The organism is Nonomuraea ferruginea (genome assembly GCF_039540635.1).
Classification (GTDB): domain Bacteria; phylum Actinomycetota; class Actinomycetes; order Streptosporangiales; family Streptosporangiaceae; genus Nonomuraea; species Nonomuraea ferruginea.
This window is the reverse complement of record NZ_BAABFD010000015.1, coordinates 175647-199497: the sequence shown is the minus strand read 5'-3', so window position 1 is coordinate 199497 and position 23851 is coordinate 175647. Positions and strand designations below refer to the sequence as shown.

Genomic DNA, 23851 nt, shown 5'->3' with positions numbered 1-23851 from the left:
TCCCCTCCGGAAGGGGACACACGGGGACAAGGCGGCGAAGAACCGTCCTCCGGCAGGGCCCGCGGGCTCAGCTCGCAGCGTACGCCGCTCCGCCCCGTCCCTCGCCTGACCTGGCGTTCCATCACAGGCTGTACGGCGGGAGCCACTGATCGCGCTTACCACGTGACAGGAGTACCTCCTCACCGCATAGGCTTAGCGCGATGGTGCAGACAGGAGGCGACACGTGATCGAGCTCGAAGGGCTCCCCGAGCTCGTCGACCCGGTGCTCATTGCCGCGTTCGAAGGGTGGAACGACGCGGGCGAGGCCTCGAGCGGTGTGATCGCCCATCTCGAGTCCGCCTGGAAGGCCGAGCCGCTGGCCGAGCTGGACCCTGACGACTACTACGACTTCCAGGTCACCCGCCCCGTCGTGGAGATGGGCGACGGGCTGACCCGGTCGATCATCTGGCCGACGACGAGGCTGCTGCGGGCCCGGCCGCCGGGCAGCGAGCGCGACGTGGTGCTGCTGCGCGGCATCGAGCCCAACATGCGCTGGCGGTCGTTCTGCGCCGACATCATCGACGTCTGCCGGGAGCTGGGCGTCGACATGGCCGTCATGCTGGGCGCGCTGCTCAACGACTCGCCGCACACCCGTCCGGTGCCGGTCCTCGGCTCGGCCACCGACGACGGCCTGGCGCGCTCGATCAACCTGGAGCTGAGCCGCTACGAGGGCCCGACGGGCATCGTCGGCGTCCTGCAGCACGCGTTCGGCCGCGCCGGCCTGAGCGCCGTCACGCTGTGGGCGTCGGTGCCTCACTACGTGGCCCAGCCGCCCAACCCGAAGGCCACGCTGGCGCTGCTGCGCCGGTTGGAGGACGTGCTGGAGATCCCGATGCCGCTGGGCGACCTCGACGAGGAGGCCCGGGCGTGGGAGCACGGCGTCGACGAGCTGGCCTCGCAGGACAGCGAGGTGGCCGAGTACGTCAAGGAGCTGGAGGAGCGCAAGGACGCGGCGGAGCTGCCCGAGGCGAGCGGCGACGCGATCGCGGCCGAGTTCGAGCGCTACCTGAGGCGCCGCGACCGCGACACCGACGGCTGACGTCCGGCGTTCACTCTCCCGCCGAGCGGCCGCGGCCGCGGCCTTGGACGCCGGCGGACATTTGCGACTAAAAACCTAAACGCCGGACTTTTTCCGTACGCCGGTTCATAATCGGGTTTCCGCTGACCGTCCACGTGAGGCCGATCATGGCGATTCCGTCCGGAAGCCCGCACCTGACCAGCCAGGACACCAGGCGTCTGGTCCTGCAGATGGCCGCGCCCCTGCGTGAGGACGGGCCCGGCGGTCAGGTGACCCACTTCCTGGCCCTGCTCCAGGACCGCCTCCCCCTCTGGCTGGGCGTCCTGCGCGACCTGGAGCACCGCGCGGGCCGGGGTCAGGTGCGCGACAACCTCGTCGTGGTGGCGCGGGCCGGCATCGGCTACTACGCGGACGTGCAGTCGGCCGCGCTGCCGGTGTTCTCCTCCCCCGCGGTCACCGTGCGTTTCCGGCACGCGCTCAAGGCGAACGGGCTGGGACCGCCCGCCGAGGTGACCCCGCTCGCCTCGTACCTGCGGGAGGAACGGCTGCTCGGCCGGGTGGCCGGGGAGGTCGACCCGGAGGCCAGCGCCCGGCTCCTGCTCGCCGGCTGCCTCCGCCACGCCTTCGTCGAGCTCTTCGTCGGCGCCGACGCCGGACCGTCACGCGAAACCGCCGCCGAGGAGATCGTCCGCGAACTACGGCTGGAACCCCGGTAAGACTACAGAACGGGCTGAGCTGACCCCGGCGCCGTCCTCCGGACGCGGCCAGAGCCACAGGCCGCTGCGCGGAGGCCGCCCGGCGGTGCGCGGAGGCCGCCCGGGGATGCACGAAGGCCGCCCGGGGATGCACGAAGGCCGCCCGGGGATGCACGAAGGCCGCCCGGGGATGCGGGGAGGCCGCACGGCGGTGGGGTGTCAGCCGGCTGCCGAGGTGGCCGTGTGGTGGCGCAGGGCCTGGTCGTGGCGGTGCCAGACCAGGGCGGCCAGGTCGGGGTCGGCGCCCAGCGGCGGGGTGACGAGGTCGGCGCCGGCGGCCGCCAGGCGGGCGTGGAAGAAGCCGGGCGCCAGCAGGTAGGAGGCGAGCGCCACCCGGGCCGCCGGGCCGGAGCGGAGCCGTTCCATCGTCTCCGCCAGCCCCGGCGAGCCGGAGGAGACGAAGGCGGCGGTGACCGGGCGGGACAGGCGGACGGCGAGCTGGTGGGCGGCGGCGCGCACGCCGGCCAGCGCGGACGGGTCGGAGGACCCGGCCGCGCCCAGCACGACCGCGTCCGTGGCGCGCAGCCCGGCCCTGTTGAGCCGGCGGGCGAGCGTGGCGGTCAGCAACCGGTGCGGGCCGAGCGGCGGGGCGACGAGGGCGCCTGGCCGGTGCTCGGCGAGCACCGCGGGCAGGTCGACGTGCACGTGGTAACCGCCGGCGAGCAGCAGCGGGACCACGACCACCGGCCCGGGGACGGCCGGCAGCACGTCACACAGCAGCGGCGCGCTGATCTCCAGGTACGCGAGCTCGACGCGGCGGCGGGGCCGGGCCGCGCGGACGGCTCCGGCCAGCGCGGACAGGGTGCGCTCCCCCTCCTCGCTGCGGGTGCCGTGAGCGGCCAGGACGAGCGTCGGGGTCACCGCGCGCCCTCGTACCGGCAGGCGAGCCGGTAGCCGCGCTTGACCACGGTCTCGACGATCCCGGCCGGCCCGAGCGCGCGGCGCAGGCGGGTGACCGCCATCTCGACCGCGTGCTCGGCCGAGTCCCTGACGGCGCTGCCGGGGAGGACGGTGCGCAGGTCGGCGCGGGAGACGACGTGGCCGGGCTTGTCGGCCAGGCGCTTGAGCACGGCCATCGGGGCGGGCGGCAGCGGCCGCAGCTCGCCGTCGACGACCACGGCGTGACCGCGGATCTCCAGGCGGTGCCCGCCTGCTTCGAGCCGGGTGACGGACTGGGCGGGCAGGTGGCGGGCCAGGACGCGGGCCAGCGCGCCGAGCCGGGCCCGGTCGGGCTGCAGGGTGGGCACGCCGCGGTCGGCGAGCGGGCCCGCGGTGACCGGGCCGACGCAGGCGGCCACGACGGGGCCGGCGAACGCGGCCAGCAGGGCGTCCTCGGCCCCCTCCGCGCGGGCGGCGTTGAGCATGGCGTGCACGGCGGGCGCGCTGGTGAAGGCGACGGCGTCGACGGAGCCCGAGACCGTCTGGGTGATCAGGCGCCGCAGCGGCGACGGGTCGCGGTACGGCAGCCACCGGTAGACGGGGATCACGATCACCTCGGCGCCGGCCCCGCGCAGGTCGGCGACGAAGTCGGTGAGCGGCTCGCCGTGCTGCTGGACGGCGATGCGGCGGCCGCGCAGGTCCTGGGCGAGCAGGTAGTCCTTGACCTCGGCGCAGGATTCGGTGGCGGGGGTCCAGTGGTCGTTGAGCCCGGCGGCGCGGACCGCGCCTCTGGCCTTGGGCCCGCGGGTGAGCAGGCGTGCCCCGGCGAGGTGGTCGCCCAGGTCGGAGGAGAGGCCCCAGCCCTCCGCCGCGGCCATCCAGCCGCGGAAGCCGACGCCGGTGGTGACGACCACGTCGTCGACGGGCCTCTCCAGGCTCCGCCGGGTGGCGGCGAGCAGGTCGGCGTCCTCGGCGAGCGGGACGAGCCTGATGGCGGGGGCGCTCAGCACGCGGGCGCCGCGCCGTTCGAGCAGCGCCCCGAACTCCTCGCGCCGGCGGGTGGCCGTGACGCCGACGGTGAAGCCCGCCAGCGCGTCTGGCGCCGTCTCGGGCGAAAGGACGGCGTCCCCGATGGATGACCCGCTCATGCGAGAACCTCGTCGTGGATCGGGACACCCGGCCGGGCCCCGAGCACCCGGCCGGGCATCACACGTACGTGAACCGGAAGTGAGATCACGCCTTCATCGTGGATTCGGAGGGTTTCCGCGCTGGGTCTCTTCTGTTACCGCTGTGCTACAAGCGACAGCCCGCGCGGTTGGCGGCGGACCCGGGAGGGAAACCCGTCGGTGTGCGACGCGGCTATTCGGGGAGGCGCGGGTGACGGTGCGGCCGATCCTGGCTTTCGACGATCCGGCGCTCCGCTCGGTCGCGGAGCCGGTCAAGGACTACGACAAGGAGCTGCGCGGGCTGGTCAAGTCCATGACGGCGACGTTGCGGGCGGGCGCCGGCCGGGCCGGGCTGGCCGCTCCTCAGGTGGGGGTGCCGCTGCGGGTGCTCGTCTACGCCTACGAGGGCGCGTCAGGCCATCTCGTCAATCCGCGGCTGGAGCTGTCGGAGCGGCGGATCACGGCGGACGAGGCCTGTCTGTCGGCCCCGGGCGTGTGGTGGCCGCTGCGGCGCGCTTTCATGGTCGTCGCGCGTGGCCGCGACATGTTCGGCAAGCCCGTCACGGTGCGGGCGCTGGGCGTGCTGGCGAGGGTGCTGCAGCACGAGTCCGATCATCTGGACGGGGTGCTGTTCAGCGACCACCTGTCAGCGGACGAGCGCGAACGCTTTCTGGCCGCGGCGCTGCCCTCGGGATGAGCGCGCGGCGCTGTTCCGGATCCAGGCCGCCCCAGACGCCGTGCGTCTGGCCGCTGCTGATCGCGTAGTCGAGGCACGGCTCCCGTACGGGGCACGTGTGGCAGATCGTCTTGGCGCGTTCCACCTGCGACTGGCCCGGACCCTGGAGCGAGATCGGGAAGAACAGCTCAGGGTCCAGGTCAGAGCAGGCGGCCCTGCGTGACCAGTCGAGCATCATCATGCTCATCGCGCCTACCCAGCGCCTTCCGGGTCATACCTCTTCGAGCAGGCGGTCCCAGTCGAGCAGGAACCTGTCGAGCCCGTAGCGCGCCAGCGCGGCCGTCCGCGCGGCCTTGCCGGCCTGGGCGGCCCGCTCCGGGTCCGCCGCGAACTCCCTGAGCGCCTGGGCCAGCACGTCCACCCGGGTGGAGACGACGCCCGCCTCGGGCGGCACCGCCTCGACGGCCTCGGTGGCGGCCAGCGCGACCACGGGCATGCCCAGGGTCATCGCCTCGATGAGGGCGAGCCCGAGCGAGGTCCACCGGTAGGGGTGCAGGTAGACCCGCCGTCTGGCGAGCTCGGCGTGCATGCGGGCCTGCGGCAGGTCCTCGTACGTCCCGTACGGGAGACCTTCGACCTTCATGCCGAACAGGTCGAGCGGCACCTCGGCGGCGAAGCGCGGCAGCAGGTCGGTGCCGGCCACCCGGGTGCGCCGGACGGGCTCGTTGACCACGACGCCCGCCCTGGGCAGTTCGCCGGTGTAGAGGTGGCCGGGGTCCACGACGCCGTGCTCGACGACCCTGGTGGGAGCGCGGCCGTTGTCCCAGAACAGCTCGTTGAAGTGGGTGACGTGCACGAGCGTGATGTCGGAGCGGTCCGCCAGCGGGTGGCGGGTGCGTGGCACGTCGCCGACCGGCGTGTTGTGCTCGACGTAGACGCCGGGCAGGTCGCGGCCGAGCCACTCGCGGGCCAGGTCGAGCTCGTGCGGGCGCTGGTAGACGACCACGTCGACCGGCTCGTCGCGGAGCCGGTCCCACGGCACTTCCCTGGCGCTACTAGGCCACGGATAGGTGTCGGCCCGTCCCCTGCCGTCGGGACCGCGGCCGGGGACGAGCGGCAGGACGTACTCGTGGCGGCCGTGCACGAACGAGGTGGTCCACGAGCCGTGGACGTGCCAGAGGAGGATCCTCACCAGCGGCTCCAGCCGAGCGCCCGCGACCAGGCGGAGCCGCCGGCGGCGACGGGGGCCGGCGCGGCGTCCGCCTCGCGCAGCAGCCGTTCGGCCACGTCGGTGAGGTCGTCGGCGACCTCGGGAGCGTGCTCGATCTCCTCGCGCCGCGTCTCCACGGTCGGCACCAGGATGCCGCGCGCCCCGGCGGCCCTGGCCGCCTCCATGTCGCGGCCGATGTCGCCGACCATGACACACTCGCGCGGGCTCACGTCCAGCACCGCGGCGGCCCTGATGAGCAGGCCGGGCGCGGGTTTGCGGCAGGTGCAGCCGTCGCCGTCGTCGTGCACGCAGATCGCCCACGCGTCGAACGGCCCGAGCAGTTCCTCGACCCGGGCGTTCACCTGTTCCATCTCGTCCGCGGTGATCAGGCCCTTGGCCACGCCCGACTGGTTGGTCACCACCGCCACCGGCAGGTCTGCGCGGCGCAGCCTGCTCAGCGCCTCCAGCGCGCCCGGCATGGGCCGGACCCGGGCCGGGTCGCCGTTGTACGGGACATCCCTGATCAGGGTTCCATCCCTGTCGAAGAGCACCGCCCCGGGACGTCGTTGTTCGAACACCATCCACCTCCGTCGCGTGGCCCACAGCTACCCGGCGCCATATCGGGCAAACAACTACTCAGTGTGACCAGACGCCAGAGTTCGAGGGTGTTTGCCCATTTCAGCGAGGGGGGTGTGTTTGAGGAGCGCTCCTCTCGGTAGCCGTTCTCCTAATCTTCGCAGGAAGGGAACCGATGAGATTTCTCGGCATCAACGCGATCTTCCATGACCCCGCGGCGGCCCTGGTCGTGGACGGGAGGGTGGTCGCCGCCGCGGAGGAGGAGCGGTTCAGCCGGCGCAAGCACGGCAAGCGCCCGCTCCCGTTCTCCGCGTGGGAGCTGCCGGAGCAGGCGGCCGCCTGGTGCCTGCGGGAGGCGGGCATCGGCCCCGAGGACGTCGACGCGGTGGCCTACTCCTACGATCCCGCCCTGGTCGAGCAGCGCCCGGACGGCGACTGGGAGGACCTGCGCACCCGTTACGCGGTACGCGCCCCGCTGTTCCTGTCCACGGCGCTGCCAGGGCTGGACGCGGCGCGGGTGCGGTTCGTGCCGCACCACATCGCGCACGCCGCCTCGGCGGGGCTGGCCTCGCCCTGGCGCGACTGCGCGGTGCTGGTGTGCGACGGCCGCGGCGAGAACGTCTCCCACCTGGCCGGCCGCTACACCGGCGGCGAGCTGGAGGTGCTGGCCGCCCAGCCGCTGCCGCACTCGCTCGGGCTGATGTACGAGGACGTGACCGAGCACCTGGGATTCCTGCGCTCCTGCGACGAGTACAAGGTGATGGCGCTCGCCTCGTACGGGCGGCCGCGGTTCCTGGAGGAGCTGCGCGAGCTCGTCTACGCGACGGGCGACGGGGGCTTCCACGTGACGCCGATCGAGTGGGGCGGGTACGCCAAGGCGCTGCGCAAGGGCGAGCAGTGGACGGACGACCACGCCGACCTGGCGGCCAGCGTGCAGGCCCGGCTCGAAGAGGTGCTGCTGGACCTGGCCCGCTGGCTGCACGAGCGGACCGGCGAGCGGCGGCTGGCCCTGGCCGGCGGGGTCGCGCTGAACTGCGTGGCCAACACCCGGCTGCTGGCCGAGGGGCCGTTCGACGAGGTGTGGGTGCAGCCGGCCGCCGGCGACTCCGGCACCGCGCTGGGCGGGGCGCTGCACCTGGCCCAGGTGCACGGGGAGCCGGCCGCCCCGATGAGCACCGCGGCGCTCGGCCGCGGCTTCACCGACGAGGAGCTCGGGGCGTGGCTGGACGTGGCCCGCGTCCCGTACACGCGCCCCGCCGACCTGGCGGCGGCGGTGGCGGACGAGCTGGCCGCCGACCGGCTCGTCGCCTGGTTCCAGGGGCGGTCGGAGTACGGGCCGCGGGCGCTCGGGCACCGCTCGCTGCTGGCCCACCCGGGGCACGCGGCCAACACCGAGCGGCTCAACGACGTCAAGGGGCGCGAGCAGTTCCGGCCGATCGCGCCCATGGTGCTGGAGGACCGGGCCCCCGCCGTCTTCGGCCGGGGGCCGGTGCCGTCGCCGTACATGCTGTTCGTGCACGACGTGCTCCCCGGCTGGCGCGAGCGCGTCCCCGCCGTGGTGCACGTGGACGGGACCGCCCGGGTCCAGACCGTCTCCCCCGCCGCCGATCCGCTGATGGCGCGGGTGCTGGCCGAGTTCGAGGCGCGGACCGGGCTGCCCGTCGTGGTCAACACGAGCCTCAACACCGCCGGGCGGCCCATGGTGGACGACCCGCGTGACGCGCTGGAGTGCTTCGGGTCCTCGCCGGTGGAGGTGCTGGCCCTGGGGCCCTACCTGATACGGCGGGGGGAGGTGTTCGCGTCGTGATCACGGTGGTGATCCCCACGATCGGGCGGCCGAGCCTGCGCGCCACGCTGGCCGCGCTGGCGGACGTCCCGGTCGTGGTGGCCGACGACCGGCCGGGCGCCGCCGAGCCGCTGGAGGTTTCCGGCGGCGTACGGGTCGTGCGCTCGGGCGGGCGCGGGCCCGCGGCGGCGCGCAACGCCGGCTGGCGGGCGGCGGACACGCCGTGGGTGGCGTTCCTGGACGACGACGTGGTGCCGTCGCCCGGCTGGGCGCGCGCGGCCTGGAAGGACCTGGTGGACCTGCCGGAGGACGTGGGGGGCAGCCAGGGGCGGATCACGGTGCCGCTGCCGTCCGGACGACGGCCCACCGACGGCGAGCGGCACACCGCCGGGCTGGTGGACGCCGACTGGCCGACGGCCGACATGGCCTACCGGCGCTCGGCGCTGGAGCGGGTGGGCGGTTTCGACGAGCGGTTCCCGCGCGCCTACCGGGAGGACGCCGATTTGGCTCTGCGCGTGCGGCGGGCCGGTTACCGGCTGGTCAAGGGGGCGCGGGTGACGGTTCACCCGGTGCGCGACGACGGCTTCTGGGCCAGCGTCAGGTTCCAGCGCGGCAACGCCGACGACGCCCTGATGCGCCGCCTGCACGGGCCGGCCTGGCGCGCGGCGATCGGCGTCCGGGGCCGCCTGCGCCGCCACGCCCTCACGACGGCCTTCGCCGCCGCCGCTCTCGCCCTGGGCACCGCCTACAGCCTGACCGCTCACCAGGCCGCCTTCTCTCGTTGGAGGCGCGTCAGAGGGCCGGTCGAGGCCGGGGCCTGGCTGGCGGGGGCGGGGTGGGTGCTCATGACCGGGGAGTTCGTGTGGGCCCGGGTGCGGCCGGGGCCGCGCAGCCCCGGCGAGGTGGCGCGGATGGCCGTCACCGGCGTGCTGATCCCACCGGTGGCCTGCTGGCACCGGCTCAGGGGGGAATGGGAGGTGCGGCGATGAGCGCTCCGCGGGTGCTCGTGGCGCGGCTCGACGACGCCGGGGACGTGCTGCTGGCCGGCCCCGCCGTGCGGGCCGTGCGCGGGCGGGCGGGCGAGGTCGTCTTCCTGGCCGGCCCCCATGGCAGCGCGGCCGCCGGGCTGCTGCCCGGGGTGGACCGGGTGGTGGAGTGGCGGGCGCCGTGGATCATGAGCGAGCCGCCGCCCGTGACGCGGCCCGAGGTGGACGCGCTCGTCCGGGAGGTACGGGGCTGCGAAGAGGCGCTGATCCTGACCTCGTTCCATCAGTCGGCGCTGCCGCTGGCCCTGCTGCTGAGGCTGGCAGGGGTACGGCGGATCGCCGCCATCAGCGACGACTACCCGGGCTCGCTGCTCGACGTGCGCCACCGGGTCGACGAGAGCGTCGACGTGCCGGAGGCGGAGCGGATGCTGGCGCTGGCCCGCGCCGCCGGGTTCGAGCTGCCGCCCGGCGACGACGGCAGACTCGCAGTTCGACAGCCACTTCCGGATATCAGCCGAGAAACAGGGCAATTGCTCAATGTCGGCGGCGTTGCCGACAAAGGCGCGTATGTCGTGGTGCACCCGGGGACCTCCGCTCCCGCCCGGACCTGGCCCGCAGAGAGGCATCGCCAGACCGTACGAGAGCTGGTCCACGACGGGCACCAGGTCGTGGTCACCGGCAAGGAACGCGATCTCACCGCCTTCGTCGCCGGCGAGGACGCCGTGGACCTCGGCGGGCGGACTTCGTTCGCCGAACTCGCGGCCGTCCTCCAGCGTGCCGGGGTGCTCGTGGCGGGCAACACCGGCCCGGCACACCTGGCGGCGGCGGTCGGCACGCCGGTGGTCAGCCTGTTCGCCCCTGTCGTTCCCGCCGAGCGGTGGGCCCCGTACGGCGTGCCCACGGTGCTGCTCGGTGACCAGCACGCGCCCTGCCGGGCGAGCAGGGCGCGCGTCTGCCCGGTCCCCGGGCACCCGTGCCTGTCGCAGGTGACGAGTGAGCAGGTGGTCAAGGCAGTGAGGGAGCTGACGCAGTGAAGATCGATCTCATCTCGGAGCACGCCGACCCGCTCGCCGCGATCGGCGGCGTGGACTCCGGCGGTCAGAACGTGTACGTGGCCGCGCTGGCCACCGCGCTGGCCGCGCGCGGCCACTCGATCGTCGTGCACACCCGTCGCTCCCACGCCGCCCAGCCCTCGTCGGTGCGGCTCTCCCCCCGCATCACCGTCGAGTACGTGCCGGCGGGCCCGGCGGCCCCGGTGCCGAAGGACGAGCTTCCCCCGTACATGCCGGAGTTCACCGACCGGCTGGCCGACCGCTGGGCGCTGCGCGCCCCCGACGTGGCGCACGCGCACTTCTGGATGAGCGGGCAGGCGGCGCTGCAGGCGGCGGACGGGTTCCCGGTGGTGCAGACGTTCCACGCGCTCGGCACGGTGAAGCGGCGCTGGCAGGGGGGCGCCGACACCAGCCCCGCGCACCGCGTGGCCACCGAGCGGGCCATCGGCCGGCGCGCCGACGCGGTGCTGGCGACCTGCGGCGACGAGGTCACGGAACTCGTCGCGATGGGCGTGCCCGAGCGGCGGATCACGGTCGTGCCGTGCGGCGTCGACCTGGAGACGTTCTGCCCGGACGGGCCGGTGGCGCCGCGCACGGAGGGACCCATGGTGCTCAGCATCGGCCGGCTGGTGCCGCGCAAGGGCGTCGACACGGTGATCGCCGCGTTGCGCCGGCTGCCCGGCGCCGAACTGGTCATCGCGGGCGGGCGGACCGACGACGAGGAGGCGGTGCGGCTGCGCGAGCTGGCCGAGGGCTACGGGCTGGCGGACCGGGTGCACGTGATCGGCAGCGTGCCGCGCGAGCACGTCCCGGCGCTCATGCGCGCGGCCGACGTGCTGGTCACCGTGCCGTGGTACGAGCCGTTCGGCCTGGTGCCCGTGGAGGCGATGGCGTGCGGGGTGCCGGTCGTGGCGTCGGCGGTCGGCGGCCACCTGGACACCGTGGCCGGCTGCGGGCTGCTGGTGCCGCCGCGAAGGCCGAGGGCGCTCGCCAGGGCGCTGAAGGAGGTGCTCGGCAGACCGGACATGCGCCGGGAGATCGGCGGGGCCGGCGCACGCCGGGCCCGGGAACGGTACGGCTGGCCGCGCATCGCCGAGCAGACCGAGGCCGTGTACACGCAGGTGATCGACGGACAGCCGAGCCGTCTCGCCGCGCTGGGGGGGTAATCATGGACACGCATCTGGAGAAGCTCCGCACGGCCCTGACCAGGGTCGACGACCACGCCACCACGATCCGCGCCTGGGGCGGCAAGCTCGGGGGCGTGCTCGCGGCCGGGGGCAGGCTGCTGGCCTGCGGCAACGGCGGGTCGGCGGCCGAGGCCCAGCACCTGACGGCCGAGCTGGTCGGCCGGTTCCGCGCCGACCGGTCGCCGTACGCGGCGATCCCGCTGCACGCCGACACCTCGTCGCTCACCGCGATCGCCAACGACTTCGGCGCGGACGAGATCTACGCCCGCCAGGTGCACGCGCACGGCCGTCCGGGCGACGTGCTGATCTGCCTGTCGACCAGTGGCCGCAGCGCCAACGTGCTGGCCGCGGCGCGGGCCGCCCAGGAGCGCGGAATCCTGTCGTGGGCGCTGACCGGGCCCGCGCCGAACCCGCTCGCCGACCTGTGCGACGACGCGGTCGCCGTGCCCGCCGACGAGACGGCCACGGTGCAGGAGGTGCACCTCGCCATGATCCACATGCTCTGCGACGCGGCCGAGGAGGCCCTGTGACGGATCCACGGCGGGACCGGGACGTCCATCGCGGTCCCCCGCCGCCGGGTCCGCTGGTCGTGATCGGCGACACGCTGCTGGACGTGGACGTCGACGGCGAAGCCGTGCGGCTCTGCCCGGACGCGCCGGTGCCGGTGGTCGACGTGACGGCCGAGCACGCCCGTCCCGGCGGGGCGGGGCTGGCGGCGCTGCTCGCCGCCCGTGACGGCGCCGACGTGGTGCTGATCACCGCGATCGGCGACGACCCGGCTGGGCGCCGCCTGTGCGGGCTGCTGTCGGCCGAACTGGAGCTGGTACGACTCCCGCTGCGTGGCGAGACCGTACGCAAGACCCGCGTACGAGCCGGAGGCCAGACACTCCTGCGCCTGGACACCGGCGACGGAACCGCCCCACCCTTCCCAGCCGCGCCCACGACCGGACCCGCCCACCAGGACGAAGTCCCACCGCGAGAAGCCCCCGAGACCAGAGACGCGCACCCTGACCCCTTCGACCACCACGCCCTGCCCACCGAAGACCACACACAAGACACGGACAGCCACACAATCGCCGCAGGCGAATATCCGCAGCACGCGAACGTGACCACCTCCGACCCGCACAAGCCGGAACCGAACCCAACCGCCGCCAACGGAAACGCCCGCGACGCGGACGTGACCGCCGCAGGCGGAAACACGACCACCGACCCACACACCCCGGAGCCGGACCAAATTCTCGCGAAGGGAAACGCCCGCGACGCAGACGTGATCGTCACAGGCGGAAACACGACCGCCGACCGACACACCCGGGAAGGGGGCCCAACCGCCACCAACAGAAGCGTGCGCGACACCGAACTGACCGCCGCAAGCGGAAGCGCGAGTGCCGCCAACCCACACACGCCGGAATCGGACCCAACCGCCGCTAAGGCAAACACGCGCGACAAGGACGTGACCGCCGCAGGCGGAAGCGTCAGTGGTGCCGAACGACACATGGGGGAGTTCGGGCCGGATGCCGGTGTCCAGGGCGTGACGGCCGAGGGCGTGGATACGGCCGTCGTAGGGGGACATTTGGCCGCTGGGGATGGGTATGCGCGGGCGGTTGAGGTGGTTGCCGCAGCGGGGGCGGTGCTGGTGGCGGATTACGGACGGGGGGTGGCGGCGGTGGCGCGCGAGTTGTTGCGCGGCTGTGCGGCGCCTGTGGTGTGGGATCCGCACCCGAGAGGCGTCCGGCCGCCCCGGGGATGCGCGCTGATCACGCCGAGCGAGGCCGAGGCCAGGTTGCTGTGCCCGGGCGAGTTCCCGGGCGCCGACCGGGCGGCACGCGCCATCCGGGAGGAGCTGGACGCCGGCGCGGTCGTGGTCACCCGGGGCGCCGGGGGCGCGTCCCTGGCGCTGGCCGACGGCACGATGCTCAAGATCCCTGCGCCGGTCCGGGCGAGCGGCCAGGACCCGTGCGGCGCGGGCGACCGGCTGGCCGGGGCCGCGGCGCTCGCGATGCGGGCCGGGGCCGGCGTGGCGGAGGCGGTGATCACGGGCGTCGGCGAGGCCTCGCGGTTCGTCGCCGGCGGCGGCGCGGCCGCCGTCCGCGTCCAGGAGCAGGAGCTGGGCGACCGGCCGCGCACCGCCGTCGAGGTGGCCGAGCTGGTCCGGGCGTCCGGCGGCCGGCTGATCGCCACCGGCGGCTGCTTCGACCTGCTGCACGCCGGGCACGTCAGCCTGCTGCGGCGGGCCCGCGCGCTCGGTGACGCGCTGGTCGTGTGCGTCAACTCCGACGAGTCCGTGCGCAGGCTCAAGGGCCCGTCGCGCCCGATCGTGGACGTGACCGACCGGGTCGAGGTCCTGCGCGCGCTGAGCTGCGTGGACGCGGTGCTGGTGTTCGACGAGGGCACTCCGGTCCGCGCGATCGAGCTGCTCCGCCCCGACGTGTGGGTGAAGGGCGGCGACTACGAGGGCGGCACGCTGCCCGAATCCGAGGTCCTGGCCGGCATCGGCGCCGAGACGGTGGTGCTGGACCTGCTGCCGGGACGTTCGACAACCAATCTGATCAAGGAGATCCGATGAACGTACTGATCACGGGGGGCGCCTCGGGCCTCGGCCTGGCCACCGCGGAAGCGGTCGAGAAGGAGGGCTGGCGATCGTTCGTCGTCGACGTGCGCGAGCCGAGCCAGCGCTTCGAGCACGCCACCGCGGACCTGGCCGATCGGGAGCAGGCCGAGCGCGCGGTCCGCGAGCTGGCCGAGCGGGCCGGCGGGCTGGACGCGGTCGTCACCGCGGCGGGCATCGACCGGTGCGGGCGGCTGGAGGACGTGCCCGCCGACGACTGGGAGCAGGTGGTCAAGGTCAACCTGCTCGGCACGGCCTCCGTCGTGCGGGCCGCGCTCCCGTACCTGAAGAGGTCGCGCGGCCGGATCGTCACCTGCGCGTCCACGCTCGGGCTGCGCCCGCTGAGCGACGCCTCGGCCTACAGCGCGTCGAAGTTCGGCGTGGTCGGGCTGACCCGGGCGCTGGCGGTCGAGCTGCGCGGCGAGGTGGGGGTCACCCTGCTGGTGCCGGGCGGCATGCGGACGGGCTTCTTCGACGGCCGGCCCGAGCAGTACAAGCCCGGCCCGGAGGCGGGGCTGAACGACCCCGCGGACGTCGCCCAGGCGATCGTGTTCGCGCTGGGCAGGCCGGTCGGCTGCGAGATCAGGGAACTCGTCGTCTGCCCGGACACGGAGACATCATGGCCCTAGAACTCCTGGTGCTGCGCGGGCTGGGGCTGGGCGACCTGCTCACGGCCGTGCCCGCGCTGCGCGCGCTGCGCCAGGCGCATCCGGAGCACCGGATCACGCTCGCCACCCCGGCCTATCTCGGCCCGCTGCTGCCGTTCACCGGCGCGGTGGACGAGCAGATCGACGTGTCCGGGCCCGGCCCGGTGCCGTTCGAGCGGCCGGACCTGGCGGTCAACCTGCACGGCCGGGGCCCGCAGAGCATCGAGGCGCTGCGCCGTACCGAGCCGGGACGGCTGATCAGCTACGAGACCGGCCCGCCGTGGCAGGACGGCGTGCACGAGGTGCGGCGCTGGTGCGACCTGCTGAGGTGGTACGGCATCCCGGCCGACCCGCAGGACCTGACGCTCGGCGTCTCCGACCGTACGGGGCCGGCGATCGTGCATCCCGGCGCCGCCTATCCGGCCAGGCGCTGGCCGCCGGAGCGGTTCGCGAAGGTGGCGGCGCTGCTGGACGACGACGTGGTCGTCACCGGCAGCGCCGAGGAGGCCGGGCTGGCCAGGAGGGTGGCCGAGCTGGCCGGGCTGCCGGCGGATCGGGTGCTCGCCGGGCGCACCGACCTGGCCGAGCTTATCGAGCTGGTGAGCAGGGCGCGCCTGGTGGTGTGCGGCGACACCGGCGTGGGCCATCTGGCGACCGCGTTCTGCGTGCCGTCGGTGGTGCTGTTCGGGCCGGTCTCCCCGGCGCAGTGGGGGCCGCCGCCCGGGTGGCGGCACGTGGCGCTGTGGGCGGGCAGCCGGGGGGACCCGCACGGCGACCAGCCGGACCCGGGCCTGCTGAAGATCGAGGTATCCGAGGTCGTCGACGCCGCGATGGAGGTCACGTCATGAGGGCGCTGGTCACCGGAGGAGCCGGGTTCCTCGGCTCCCACCTGTGTGAGCGGCTGCTGGACCGGGGGGCTGACGTGGTGTGCATGGACAGCTTCCTCACCGGCGGGCCGCGCAACGTGGAACACCTGGTCGACCGTCCGTCGTTCCGCATCATCGAGTGCGACCTGACCGGCTACGTGCACGTCGCCGGTCACGTGGATCTGGTGCTGCACTTCGCCTCGGCCGCCTCGCCGGCCGACTACCTGCGATACCCGATCGAGACGCTGCGCGTCGGCAGCGTCGGCACGCTGCACGCGCTCGGGCTGGCCAGGGAGAAGGGGGCCAGGTTCGTGCTGGCGTCCACCAGCGAGGTGTACGGCGACCCGCTGGAGCACCCGCAGCGCGAGACGTACTGGGGGAACGTCAACCCGGTGGGGCCGCGCAGCGTCTACGACGAGGCCAAGCGCTTCGCCGAGTCGCTGACCACGGCCTACCGCGACTCGCGCGGCACCGACACCGGCATCGTGCGGATCTTCAACACGTACGGTCCGCGTATGCGGCCGTTCGACGGCCGTGCCATCCCGACGTTCATCCGGCAGGCGCTGACCGGCGAGCCGATCACCGTCACCGGCGACGGCTCGCAGACCCGGTCGATCTGCTACGTGGACGACACGGTGTCGGGCGTGCTGGCCATGGCCGAGAGCGACTTCGACGGCCCGGTGAACCTCGGCAACCCGGACGAGCTGACCATGCTCGACCTGGCCACCATGATCAAGGAGCTGACCGGGTCGGCGTCGCCGATCGAGTTCGTCGAGCGGCCGGAGGACGACCCGAAGGTGCGCCGGCCGGACACCACGCTGGCCGCCGAGCGGCTCGGATGGACGGCGAAGGTGCCGGCCGGTGAAGGGCTGCGGCGCACCATCGAGTGGTTCGCCCGCGAGCTGGACGGTCACCGGCCGGCCCGGATGACGGTCTAGAGCGCCACGCCGAGCAGGGCGTCGGCCAGGTCGCGGACCAGGGCCGGCGCCGCCCGGTCGCTCCCGCCGCCGTCGAGTGCCTCGCCGGCCCACCGGTCGACGGCGGCCACGGCGCCGGGGGCGTCGAGGTCGTCGGCGAGCCGGTCGCGCACCTCGGCCAGCAACGCCTCCGCGGGCGGTCCGGCGGTCACGGCCACGGCGGAGCGCCAGCGCTCCAGCCTGGCCTCGGCGTCGGCGAGCAGGTCAGGGGTGTAGTCCCAGTCGGCGCGGTAGTGCCTGCACAGCAGGACGAGCCGGACCGCCATCGGGTCGTGCTCGGCCCGCAGCTTGGAGACGAACACCAGGTTGCCCCGCGACTTGGACATCTTCTCGCCGTCGAGGCCGACCATGCCGGCGTGCGTGTAGAAGCGGGCGAACGGCCACTCGCCGGCGGCCGCGTACCCCTCGGATGCGCCGCACTCGTGGTGCGGGAAGATCAGGTCGGAGCCGCCGCCGGCCACGTCGAAGCCGGGGCCGAGGTTGTCGAGGGCGATCGCGGTGCACTCGACGTGCCAGCCGGGCCTGCCGCGGCCGAGCCGCGAGTCCCAGGCGGGCTCGCCGGGCCGCTCGGCCCGCCACAGCAGCCAGTCGAGCGGGTCCCGCTTGCCGGGCCGCTGCGGGTCGCCGCCCCGCTCGGCGGACAGCTCCAGCATCCGCTCCCGGGAGTAGCCGGAGACCTCGCCGTAGCGGGGGGCGGCGGCCGCGTCGAAGTAGACGTCGCCGTCGAGGGTGTAGGTGACGCCGCGCTCGGCCAGCTCGCCGATCAGCTCCGCCACCCGGTCGACGACCTCGGTGACGGCGACGTACTCGCGGGGCGGCAGGATGCGCAGCGCCTCCATGTCGGCGCGGAACAGGTCGATCTCGCGCTCGGCCAGGCTCTGCCAGTCGACGCCGGTCTGCTCGGCCCGCTCCAGCAGCGGGTCGTCGACGTCGGTGGCGTTCTGCGTGTAGTGCACGGTGTGGCCGGCGTCGCGCCACATCCGGCCGACCAGGTCGAAGGCGAGGTAGGTGTTGGCGTGGCCGAGGTGGGTGGCGTCGTAGGGGGTGATGCCGCAGACGTACATCCTCGCGGTCGGCCCGGGATCGGTCTGCCGGACCTGCCGGGACGCGGTGTCGTAGAGCCGCAGGGGGACGCTCGCGCCGGGGAGCCTGGGAACGTTGGGGGCGGACCACGATTTCATGTCTTCGAGCCTATCCGTGCTGATCAGCGGTCATGTCGGTGAACTCGTACGTCACGCCGTCCGGCGCCAGCGTCAGGAGGGTGACGCTGAGGGAGGCGAAGACGCGGCCGTCGGGCAGCTCGTGCCGGACGATCAGCGCGTCGGGCGCGTCGGAGGGCGGGTCGCGGAGCGGCTCGTGCCAGTCGGCGTCGCCGGCGAACCTCGGCAGGTTGGTGGTGACGCGCTCGTGGCCGGGGTCGAGCCCGGTGTTGACGATCACGCTGGTGCCGTCGGGCAGCTCGGCGGCTTCGAGCCGGTGCCCGTCCCAGCTGAACACGCGGGCCCCGGACAGGCCGGCGAGCACCAGGTGGAACGGGTCGTAGCGGGTCAGGTCGACGTCCGGCATCTCGCCGGAGGAGACGGCGAGCAGCGGCAGGTCGCCGCGAGAGAGCTTGCGGATCTCGGGGGCGGGCAGCCCGCGGCCGTTCAGCAGGGCGGCGGCGCGGCGGGCCTGCCGGTCGACCGCGAGCCAGGTGCCGCCCGCCTTGAGGTCGCGCCCGCCGACGACACCGGGATGGTCGGGCCAGTGTTCGGCCGGGCCTTCCCACGGGCGGTCGGCGAACTCGTCCCTGATGCCCATCAGGGTCAGGGGCCGACCCGTTCTCACGATCACCGTGCACATGCGGCAAAGCGTACAAAACTGCTCTAGATGGGTGGCCAGGGGATGGCAGGCCAGCCCTCGAAGGGGTACGGGTGCACGCCGGTGTCGAGCAGCCGCCGCACCCGCTTCCAGGTCGCCTCGACCTCGGCCGTCGTCAGCAGGTCGCGCAGCTTGCGGCCCAGCGAACCGGAGTCGAGCTCGCGCTCCAGCTTGGCCAGCACGCCCACCGCCTCGCGCGACAGCGGCTTGCCCCGCCACTGCCACAGGACCGTGCGGAGCTTGTCCTCCACCGCGAAGCAGACGCCGTGGTCGACCCCGTAGACGTGGCCGGTCGGCAGGGGCAGCAGGTGGCCGCCCTTGCGGTCGGCGTTGTTGACCACCGCGTCGAAGATGGCCATCCGGCGCACCACCGGGTTGCGGCTGCGCACCAGCCGCATCAGGTCGATCTCGCGCTCGGTGTCGATCCACAGCTGGCACATGCCGGGCCCGAACGGCCCCTCGCGGTAGACCGTGGGCGGCACGATGTGCCAGCCGGTCGCCTGGGAGACCTCGTAGGCGGCCACCTCACGGGCGGCGAGGGTGCCGTCGGGGAAGTCCCACAGCGGGCGCTCGCCGCGTACAGGCTTGTAGACGCACGCGACCGCGCGCTCGCCCAGCCTGACCGTGCAGTAGAGGGTCATGTTGGTGGCTTCGACGAGGCGCCCGGCCATCTCCAGGCGGCCGTCACGGAGCAGCTTGAGCGTCTCCTCCTCGTCCATGGCCGAGGGGAGGGCAGGCCTGACGGCGGGCTCGCTCTCCGGAGCGGTCATGAAGCCGCCTCACCTCCGCGGTAGCCGTTGAGACGTACGCACACGTGCCCCTCGGCGTCGAGCGGCTGCCCGCAGAGCGGGCAAGGCGGGCGGCCCGCCGCGACGATGTCCAGCGCCCGCCGGGTGAAGGCCCTGGCGGCGCCGGCGCTGATGCGGACCCGCAGCACCGCGGGCTCGGGCGCCCCGAGGTCTTCCTCGTCGACCATCTCCTGGGCCTCGATGACCACCTGCGACCTCTCGGGGTCCCACGCCAGCGCCATCGTGCCGACCCGGAAGTCCTCGGCGACCGGGACGTCGAGCGGGCCCTCGTCGGCCAGCTCGGCGGGGGCGATGGCGGGCACCTGGGCGGTGCCTCCGCTGCGCCGCAGCACCTCGTCGAGCAGCTCTTCGAGCCTGCCCGCGAGCGCGGCCACCTGCAGTTTCTCCAGCGCGACCGTGGTCAGTCTGCCCTCGGCCCTGGCCTGGAGGAAGAAGGCGCGCGCGCCCGGCTGGCCGAGGGCGCCCGCCACGAACCTCTCCGGCGGGTCGTAGTCGAAGACCGGCATAGCCTGACCTTACGTGGTCCCGGGCCCGCCGCCGACGGCGGCATCGCTCCCGGTGGAGTTTTCTCCCCCGTCTTTCTCCTCCGAATCCTCAGAAAGCTTCAATTCCCCCATATCGTTAAGTTTGAGAACAAAGGGACGCAAGGGGGCATAGCGAATAACGGTGAGAGCGGCCGGATCAGCGGTTATCCGCTGAAACTGATCGAGGTGGAGCCCCAGAGCGTCCGCGACGATCGCCTTGATCACGTCTCCGTGACTGCACGCGAGGTAGACAGCCTTCTCCCCCAGACGTCGATTCCAGCCCCGGATGGCGGCGACGGCCCGGTACTGCATCGCGGTCATCGCCTCCCCGCCGGGGAAGACCGCCGCGCTCGGGTGGGCCTGCACCACCGGCCAGAGCGGATCCTTGGCCAGCTCCTTGAGCTCGCGCCCGGTCCAGTCGCCGTAGTCGCACTCCAGCAGCCGCTCGTCGGTCTCGACGGGCAGGCCGCGGCCCGCGGCGACGGCCTCGGCGGTCTCGCGGCAGCGCTCCAGCGGGCTGGAGACGATGGCGTCGAGGCGGACGCCGGCGATCCGCTCGGCCAGCGCGGCGGCCTGCGCCCGGCCGGCGTCGCTGAGGTGAACTCCAGGTGTGCGGCCGGCCAGGACCGGCCCCGTCAGATCGGTCAGCCCGTGACGGGCCAATAGCAGCGTCGTCATCCACCCAAGTGTCGCAGGCGTCTGTCGCGGTGTTTCACGGCCCCGAGCGGTAATCTGGCGGGATCATGGAGCAGCGTTATGTCGGCCGCAGCGGCCTGTCGGTGTCCCGGCTGGGCCTCGGCACGATGACGTGGGGGCGTGACACCGACGCCGACGACGCGGCGGCCCAGCTCGGGATGTTCCTCGACGCGGGCGGCACCCTCGTCGACACGGCCGACGTCTACACCGGCGGCGACGCCGAGCGGGTGCTCGGCCGCCTGCTGCGCGACCAGGTGCCGCGCGGGGAGCTGGTGATCTCCACCAAGGCCGTGGTGACGCCGATGGGCCACCGGCAGCGCGACGCCTCCCGGCGCCACCTGATCGCCGCGGTCGACGCCTCGCTGAGCCGGCTCGGGGTCGACTACGTCGACCTGTGGCAGCTGCACACCTACGACGCGGAGGTCCCGCTCGACGAGACGCTGGCCGCGGTCGACACCATCGTCTCCTCCGGCCGGGCGCTCTACGCGGGCGTGTGCGACTACACCGGCTGGCAGCTCGCCGCGGCTTCGGTGACGCAGCGGGTGATCCCGGGCCGGGCGCCGATCACCTCGGTGCAGACCGAATACTCCCTGCTGGCCCGCGACGCCGAGCGCGAGCTGCTGCCTGCCGCCCACCACATGGGCGTGGGCGTGCTGGCCTGGTCGCCGCTGGGCCGCGGGGTGCTGACCGGCAAGTACCGCACCGGCATCCCCGCCGACTCGCGGGCCGCCACGCCTCACTTCGCCGACTTCGTCCGCCCGTACCTCGACGACAGGAGCCGCAGCGTGGTCGAGTCCGTCGTGACGGCGGCCGAGGGGCTGGGCGTCTCGGCGACGGCGGTGGCGCTGTCGTGGGTCCGCGACCAGCCGGGGGTCGCCTCGGCGATCGTCGGCGCCCGCACGCTCTCGCAGCTCAAAGGCACGCTGCTCGCAGAAGACCTGGAGCTCCCGATCGAGATCCGAGAGGCCCTTGATGACGTCTCGTCCCCCGAATGACGAACGAGAGCCTCGCTCGCGTGTTACTAGTCGATACCGAATCGCAACTTTACCCCGAAAAACCCTGCGTCGTCTGGCCTGTGTCCATAAGGATTTTCCTCGGAAGCGACGCGGGAGGGGACGGATGGGGAGCAGAACCGCGATCTCGGCTGGGATCCTCGCGGTGTCGATGGTGACGCTTCCCGTCGTCGCCGCCGCCCCGGCGGGGGCCCAGGTCCTCGACTGCGAGCACGGCGGGGGCGGCCTGCTCTCGGGCCTGACCGACGGCCTGTGCGACACCGTGGGCGCCGTGACCGGCACGGTCGACAAGCTGACCGGCGGGCTCACCGAGCCTCTCACCGAAGGACTCGGCAAGACCACCGACAAGGTGCTCGGCACCGTCGGCGAGGCCGTGCCGACCGCCGCGCCGCGTTCGTCGGCCGAGCCTTCCGCCGACGCCAAGCCCTCCGCCAAGCCCAAGAAGACCCTGCTGCCCGAGCCTCTCAGCGACGTCTGCCTGCCGGGGCTCGCCTGCGAGGGCGAGGGCCTGCTGGAGGAGACGCTCCGCCCCACGCCCGAGACCACCGGCCGTACGACGGCCGAGCCCGAGCCCGAGCGGGAGCGCGAGGAGCGCCGCCGCGACCCGGACGACCGGGACCGCGAGGACGACCGGGAGGAGGCGGACGCGGCGCCCACCACCTGGCCGACGCAGCCGCCCGCGCGCGAGACGCACTCCGTCGACGGCAGCGAGGAGCCGGTCACCGACGACCCGGCGGCCGACCCCGAAGACCTGCGCATCGACCTGCTGTGGCCGGACCCGTTCACCGACAAGCTGCCCCTTCAGGTGGGCAGGGAGCCGGTGGTGCGGCCGGTGGCGAAGGCCTCCGACGTGGTGGGCACCACGCTGACCGTGGTGCTGCTCGCCACGGCGGTCCTGGCCAGCCGCGTGGTGCAGCAGCGCAGGCGCCGGAGCGAGCAGCACGAGTCGATCCCCTTCGAGCCGGCGGGGCGGCACCGGCTCGCCTGAGGGTCAGCCGCCGATCGCGTGGACGCCGCCGTCGACGTGCACGATCTCGCCGGTGGTGGCCGGGAACCAGTCGGACATCAGCGCCACGCAGGCACGGGCGGCCGGCACCGTGTCGGCGAGGTCCCAGCCGAGCGGGGCCCTGTCGGGCCAGCTGTCCTCGAACTCCTTGAAGCCCGGGATCGACTTGGCGGCCATGGTGCGCAGCGGCCCGGCGGCCACGAGGTTGACGCGGATGCCGTGCTTGCCGAGGTCGCGGGCGAGGTAGCGGTTGCACGACTCGAGGCCGGCCTTGGCCACGCCCATCCAGTCGTAGACCGGCCAGGCCTTGGTGGCGTCGAAGTCGAGGCCGACGACCGCGCCGCCGTCCTTCATGAGCGGCAGGCAGGCCACCGCGAGCGCCTTGTAGGAGTAGGTCGACACGTGCAGGGCGGTGGCGACGTCCTCCCACGAGGTGTTGAGGAAGTTGCCGCCGAGCGCCGTCTGCGGGGCGAAGCCGATGGAGTGGACCACCCCGTCGAGGCCCTCGACGTGCTCGCCCACCCGGGCGGCGAGCGTGTCGAGGTGGTCGGTGTCCTGCACGTCGAGCTCCAGGACCGGAGCGGGATCGGGCAGCCGCTTGGCGATCCGCTCGACCAGGCTCAGCCGGCCGAACCCGGTGAGGACGACGGTCGCGCCCTCCTCCTGCGCCAGCTTGGCGACCGAGAACGCGATGGACGCGTCGGTCAGCACGCCCGTCACGAGGATCCGCTTGCCTTCGAGTATGCCCACGTCAGTGCCCCATTCCCAGACCGCCGTCGACGGGGATCACGGCCCCGGTGATGTAGGAGGCGTCGTCGCTCGCCACGAAGCGGACGACGCGCGCGACCTCCTCGGGAGACGCCTGGCGCCCGAGGGGGATGTTCTTGACGATCGCCTCGGTGTCGAGCTCGGCCGTCATGTCGGTGGCCACGAACCCGGGCGAGACCACGTTGACCGTGATGCCGCGCGAGCCGTACTCGCGGGCCATGGAGCGGGCGAAGCCGATCAGACCGGCCTTGGAGGCGGCGTAGTTGGTCTGGCCGGCCTGGCCGAGCAGGCCGATCACGGAGGAGACGAGGATGACGCGGCCGCGCTTGAGCCGCATCATGGGCCGGATGGCCCGCTTGGCGACGCGGTAGGCGCCGGTGAGGTTGGCGTCGATGACGTCGGTGAAGGTCTCCTCCTTCATCATCGCCAGCAGGGTGTCCTTGGTGATGCCGGCGTTGGAGACGAGGACCTCGACCGGGCCCTGCTCCGCCTCGACCTTGTCGAAGGCGGCCTCGACCTCGGCCATGCTGGTCACGTCGCACCGGACCCCGAACAGCCCTTCCGGCGGCTCCCCCGAGCGGTAGGTGACGGCGACGGCGTCGCCGGCGGCGGCGAGTTCACGGGCGATCGCGAGGCCTATGCCGCGATTGCCTCCGGTGACGAGTACAGAGCGTGCCATGACACCAGACGCTATCGGCTACCCGCCGGTACCCGCTTATCCGGGGGACACAAGATCACGGGGTTAGGATC

General features: G+C 73.7%; 26 protein-coding genes. 14 read left to right on the top strand and 12 right to left on the bottom strand.

All coding sequences use genetic code 11. The features are described 5' to 3' along the window. Positions 1–223: 223 nt before the first annotated feature. Positions 224–1078: a PAC2 family protein gene (locus ABD999_RS27655; RefSeq protein ID WP_148031403.1), complete on the top strand. Its 855-nt coding sequence runs from the start codon at positions 224–226 to the stop codon at positions 1076–1078. A gap of 146 nt (positions 1079–1224) precedes the next feature. Beyond that, positions 1225–1773, top strand: coding sequence for a hypothetical protein (locus ABD999_RS27650; protein WP_271278801.1), 549 nt, complete (start codon positions 1225–1227; stop codon positions 1771–1773). 198 nt (positions 1774–1971) lie between these two features. Here the strand turns inward: ABD999_RS27650 and ABD999_RS27645 are convergent, their stop codons facing one another. Then, positions 1972–2673: a sirohydrochlorin chelatase gene (locus ABD999_RS27645; RefSeq protein WP_345482959.1), complete on the bottom strand. Its 702-nt coding sequence runs from the start codon at positions 2671–2673 to the stop codon at positions 1972–1974. Beyond that, the gene (locus ABD999_RS27640; RefSeq protein WP_219545738.1) at positions 2670–3839 is read right to left on the bottom strand and encodes a uroporphyrinogen-III synthase; all 1170 of its coding nucleotides are present in this window, start codon (positions 3837–3839) and stop codon (positions 2670–2672) included. The genes ABD999_RS27645 and ABD999_RS27640 overlap by 4 nt, the downstream gene beginning before the upstream one ends. A 229-nt stretch (positions 3840–4068) precedes the next feature. Here ABD999_RS27640 and def point away from each other — a divergent pair, with 229 nt between their 5' ends. Then, positions 4069–4554, top strand: a complete 486-nt coding sequence (def, locus tag ABD999_RS27635) for a peptide deformylase (protein ID WP_219545739.1) — start codon at positions 4069–4071, stop codon at positions 4552–4554. Here def and ABD999_RS27630 read toward each other — a convergent pair. From ABD999_RS27630 to ABD999_RS27620, 3 genes are read right to left on the bottom strand one after another with little or no spacing between them, the layout of a single operon-like run. Beyond that, on the bottom strand, positions 4490–4768 hold the full coding sequence (locus tag ABD999_RS27630) for a WhiB family transcriptional regulator (RefSeq protein WP_378524897.1): 279 nt from the start codon (positions 4766–4768) through the stop codon (positions 4490–4492). The two genes, def and ABD999_RS27630, sit on opposite strands and share 65 nt — an antisense overlap. A 36-nt stretch (positions 4769–4804) precedes the next feature. Continuing rightward, the gene (locus ABD999_RS27625; protein WP_148031398.1) at positions 4805–5725 is read right to left on the bottom strand and encodes a glycosyltransferase; all 921 of its coding nucleotides are present in this window, start codon (positions 5723–5725) and stop codon (positions 4805–4807) included. Beyond that, positions 5722–6324: a D-glycero-alpha-D-manno-heptose-1,7-bisphosphate 7-phosphatase gene (locus tag ABD999_RS27620; protein WP_246640123.1), complete on the bottom strand. Its 603-nt coding sequence runs from the start codon at positions 6322–6324 to the stop codon at positions 5722–5724. Before ABD999_RS27620 ends, ABD999_RS27625 begins: the two co-directional genes overlap by 4 nt. A 170-nt stretch (positions 6325–6494) precedes the next feature. On the opposite strand from ABD999_RS27620, the gene ABD999_RS27615 reads away from it, so the two are divergent. Genes ABD999_RS27615 through ABD999_RS27575 form a run of 9 tightly spaced genes read left to right on the top strand, consistent with a single transcriptional unit; the run spans position 6495 to position 16386 of the window. Beyond that, complete coding sequence (locus tag ABD999_RS27615; RefSeq protein ID WP_271280413.1) at positions 6495–8126, top strand: carbamoyltransferase family protein; 1632 nt, start codon at positions 6495–6497, stop codon at positions 8124–8126. Further along, on the top strand, positions 8123–9094 hold the full coding sequence (locus tag ABD999_RS27610; protein WP_345482958.1) for a glycosyltransferase family 2 protein: 972 nt from the start codon (positions 8123–8125) through the stop codon (positions 9092–9094). Before ABD999_RS27615 ends, ABD999_RS27610 begins: the two co-directional genes overlap by 4 nt. Beyond that, the gene (locus tag ABD999_RS27605; RefSeq protein WP_271280461.1) at positions 9091–10125 is read left to right on the top strand and encodes a glycosyltransferase family 9 protein; all 1035 of its coding nucleotides are present in this window, start codon (positions 9091–9093) and stop codon (positions 10123–10125) included. The genes ABD999_RS27610 and ABD999_RS27605 overlap by 4 nt, the downstream gene beginning before the upstream one ends. Next, positions 10122–11309, top strand: coding sequence for a glycosyltransferase (locus ABD999_RS27600; RefSeq protein WP_148031394.1), 1188 nt, complete (start codon positions 10122–10124; stop codon positions 11307–11309). Before ABD999_RS27605 ends, ABD999_RS27600 begins: the two co-directional genes overlap by 4 nt. A 2-nt stretch (positions 11310–11311) precedes the next feature. After that, positions 11312–11860 carry a D-sedoheptulose-7-phosphate isomerase gene (locus ABD999_RS27595; protein WP_148031393.1) on the top strand — a complete coding sequence of 183 codons (549 nt, stop codon included), beginning with the start codon at positions 11312–11314 and terminating at the stop codon, positions 11858–11860. Further along, entirely contained in the window at positions 11857–13893 is a 2037-nt protein-coding gene (locus ABD999_RS27590; protein ID WP_345482957.1) for a PfkB family carbohydrate kinase, read from the top strand. Before ABD999_RS27595 ends, ABD999_RS27590 begins: the two co-directional genes overlap by 4 nt. Then, on the top strand, positions 13890–14564 hold the full coding sequence (locus ABD999_RS27585) for an SDR family oxidoreductase (RefSeq protein ID WP_271278386.1): 675 nt from the start codon (positions 13890–13892) through the stop codon (positions 14562–14564). Before ABD999_RS27590 ends, ABD999_RS27585 begins: the two co-directional genes overlap by 4 nt. Beyond that, positions 14555–15430: a glycosyltransferase family 9 protein gene (locus tag ABD999_RS27580; protein ID WP_271278387.1), complete on the top strand. Its 876-nt coding sequence runs from the start codon at positions 14555–14557 to the stop codon at positions 15428–15430. Before ABD999_RS27585 ends, ABD999_RS27580 begins: the two co-directional genes overlap by 10 nt. Continuing rightward, entirely contained in the window at positions 15427–16386 is a 960-nt protein-coding gene (locus ABD999_RS27575; protein ID WP_271278388.1) for a UDP-glucuronic acid decarboxylase family protein, read from the top strand. Before ABD999_RS27580 ends, ABD999_RS27575 begins: the two co-directional genes overlap by 4 nt. On the opposite strand, the gene mshC is transcribed toward ABD999_RS27575, so the two are convergent. The 5 genes from mshC to ABD999_RS27550 are packed head-to-tail and all read right to left on the bottom strand — an operon-like array spanning position 16383 to position 20296. Beyond that, the gene (gene mshC, locus ABD999_RS27570; protein WP_271278389.1) at positions 16383–17606 is read right to left on the bottom strand and encodes a cysteine--1-D-myo-inosityl 2-amino-2-deoxy-alpha-D-glucopyranoside ligase; all 1224 of its coding nucleotides are present in this window, start codon (positions 17604–17606) and stop codon (positions 16383–16385) included. The genes ABD999_RS27575 and mshC overlap by 4 nt on opposite strands. A gap of 10 nt (positions 17607–17616) precedes the next feature. After that, positions 17617–18267, bottom strand: a complete 651-nt coding sequence (locus ABD999_RS27565) for an NRDE family protein (protein WP_271278390.1) — start codon at positions 18265–18267, stop codon at positions 17617–17619. 23 nt (positions 18268–18290) lie between these two features. Then, positions 18291–19055, bottom strand: a complete 765-nt coding sequence (locus ABD999_RS27560) for an SCO1664 family protein (protein ID WP_271278391.1) — start codon at positions 19053–19055, stop codon at positions 18291–18293. Then, complete coding sequence (locus tag ABD999_RS27555) at positions 19052–19600, bottom strand: DUF3090 domain-containing protein (RefSeq protein WP_219545751.1); 549 nt, start codon at positions 19598–19600, stop codon at positions 19052–19054. The genes ABD999_RS27560 and ABD999_RS27555 overlap by 4 nt, the downstream gene beginning before the upstream one ends. A 9-nt stretch (positions 19601–19609) precedes the next feature. Next, complete coding sequence (locus tag ABD999_RS27550) at positions 19610–20296, bottom strand: histidine phosphatase family protein (RefSeq protein ID WP_271278392.1); 687 nt, start codon at positions 20294–20296, stop codon at positions 19610–19612. Positions 20297–20361: 65 nt separating this feature from the next. Between ABD999_RS27550 and ABD999_RS27545 the strand changes: the two genes are divergently transcribed. Beyond that, positions 20362–21309, top strand: coding sequence for an aldo/keto reductase (locus tag ABD999_RS27545; RefSeq protein ID WP_271278393.1), 948 nt, complete (start codon positions 20362–20364; stop codon positions 21307–21309). A gap of 124 nt (positions 21310–21433) precedes the next feature. Then, positions 21434–22315, top strand: a complete 882-nt coding sequence (locus ABD999_RS27540; protein ID WP_271278394.1) for a hypothetical protein — start codon at positions 21434–21436, stop codon at positions 22313–22315. A 3-nt stretch (positions 22316–22318) separates the two neighbouring features. On the opposite strand, the gene fabI is transcribed toward ABD999_RS27540, so the two are convergent. Together fabI and fabG are read right to left on the bottom strand one after the other, a co-directional pair. Continuing rightward, entirely contained in the window at positions 22319–23083 is a 765-nt protein-coding gene (gene fabI / locus ABD999_RS27535; RefSeq protein WP_148031382.1) for an enoyl-ACP reductase FabI, read from the bottom strand. Position 23084: 1 nt separating this feature from the next. Continuing rightward, on the bottom strand, positions 23085–23780 hold the full coding sequence (gene fabG / locus ABD999_RS27530; RefSeq protein WP_148031381.1) for a 3-oxoacyl-ACP reductase FabG: 696 nt from the start codon (positions 23778–23780) through the stop codon (positions 23085–23087). Positions 23781–23851 lie beyond the last annotated feature (71 nt).

What these genes read in the sequence shown, in the direction of transcription:
- ABD999_RS27650 (WP_271278801.1), top strand. Translation starts at nt 1,225, where the DNA reads ATGGCGATTCCGTCCGGAAGCCCGCACCTGACCAGCCAGGACACCAGG.
- ABD999_RS27640 (WP_219545738.1), bottom strand. Translation starts at nt 3,839, where the DNA reads ATGAGCGGGTCATCCATCGGGGACGCCGTCCTTTCGCCCGAGACGGCG.
- ABD999_RS27630 (WP_378524897.1), bottom strand. Translation starts at nt 4,768, where the DNA reads ATGCTCGACTGGTCACGCAGGGCCGCCTGCTCTGACCTGGACCCTGAG.
- ABD999_RS27620 (WP_246640123.1), bottom strand. Translation starts at nt 6,324, where the DNA reads ATGGTGTTCGAACAACGACGTCCCGGGGCGGTGCTCTTCGACAGGGAT.
- ABD999_RS27615 (WP_271280413.1), top strand. Translation starts at nt 6,495, where the DNA reads ATGAGATTTCTCGGCATCAACGCGATCTTCCATGACCCCGCGGCGGCC.
- ABD999_RS27605 (WP_271280461.1), top strand. Translation starts at nt 9,091, where the DNA reads ATGAGCGCTCCGCGGGTGCTCGTGGCGCGGCTCGACGACGCCGGGGAC.
- ABD999_RS27595 (WP_148031393.1), top strand. Translation starts at nt 11,312, where the DNA reads ATGGACACGCATCTGGAGAAGCTCCGCACGGCCCTGACCAGGGTCGAC.
- ABD999_RS27585 (WP_271278386.1), top strand. Translation starts at nt 13,890, where the DNA reads ATGAACGTACTGATCACGGGGGGCGCCTCGGGCCTCGGCCTGGCCACC.
- ABD999_RS27580 (WP_271278387.1), top strand. Translation starts at nt 14,555, where the DNA reads ATGGCCCTAGAACTCCTGGTGCTGCGCGGGCTGGGGCTGGGCGACCTG.
- ABD999_RS27575 (WP_271278388.1), top strand. Translation starts at nt 15,427, where the DNA reads ATGAGGGCGCTGGTCACCGGAGGAGCCGGGTTCCTCGGCTCCCACCTG.
- mshC (WP_271278389.1), bottom strand. Translation starts at nt 17,606, where the DNA reads ATGAAATCGTGGTCCGCCCCCAACGTTCCCAGGCTCCCCGGCGCGAGC.
- ABD999_RS27565 (WP_271278390.1), bottom strand. Translation starts at nt 18,267, where the DNA reads ATGTGCACGGTGATCGTGAGAACGGGTCGGCCCCTGACCCTGATGGGC.
- ABD999_RS27560 (WP_271278391.1), bottom strand. Translation starts at nt 19,055, where the DNA reads ATGACCGCTCCGGAGAGCGAGCCCGCCGTCAGGCCTGCCCTCCCCTCG.
- ABD999_RS27555 (WP_219545751.1), bottom strand. Translation starts at nt 19,600, where the DNA reads ATGCCGGTCTTCGACTACGACCCGCCGGAGAGGTTCGTGGCGGGCGCC.
- ABD999_RS27550 (WP_271278392.1), bottom strand. Translation starts at nt 20,296, where the DNA reads ATGACGACGCTGCTATTGGCCCGTCACGGGCTGACCGATCTGACGGGG.
- ABD999_RS27545 (WP_271278393.1), top strand. Translation starts at nt 20,362, where the DNA reads ATGGAGCAGCGTTATGTCGGCCGCAGCGGCCTGTCGGTGTCCCGGCTG.
- ABD999_RS27540 (WP_271278394.1), top strand. Translation starts at nt 21,434, where the DNA reads ATGGGGAGCAGAACCGCGATCTCGGCTGGGATCCTCGCGGTGTCGATG.
- fabG (WP_148031381.1), bottom strand. Translation starts at nt 23,780, where the DNA reads ATGGCACGCTCTGTACTCGTCACCGGAGGCAATCGCGGCATAGGCCTC.